Source organism: Actinoplanes sp. ATCC 53533, assembly GCF_003947245.1.
Window position 1 is genome coordinate 1 of sequence record NZ_QHHV01000490.1, and the last position, 391, is coordinate 391.

Below are 391 nucleotides of genomic sequence, written 5' to 3' on the forward strand. Positions count from 1 at the left end.
CAAAACTCGACGACGACCACCGACCACGGTACCCGGATACGAAACTCCATCCAACCCAAAAGTCATTCGCCACGCGTACCGACCGCATCCTGCGCGACCGCGATCTCCGCCCGCCCGTCACCATCGAAATCCCCCGCCACCGCGAACTTCGCCGCCACCGCCGCCGAACTCGCATCAAAACTCGACGACGACCACCGACCAGTACCCGGATCGAAATCCATCACCCAAAAGTCATTGCCACGCGTACCGACCGCATCCTGCGCAATCGCGATCTCCGCCCGCCCGTCACCATCGAAATCCCCCGCCACCGCGAACTTCGCCGCCACCGCGCCGAACTCGCATCAAAACTCGACGACGACCACCGACCAGTACCCGGATCGAAATCCATCAC

At 62.7% G+C, this 391-nt stretch carries 1 protein-coding gene; it reads right to left on the minus strand.

Annotation, left to right across the window (positions count from 1 at the left end; genetic code table 11):
- Positions 1-62: 62 nt before the first annotated feature.
- Entirely contained in the window at positions 63-326 is a 264-nt protein-coding gene (locus DMB66_RS59435) for a VCBS repeat-containing protein (RefSeq protein ID WP_125812656.1), read from the minus strand.
- Positions 327-391 lie beyond the last annotated feature (65 nt).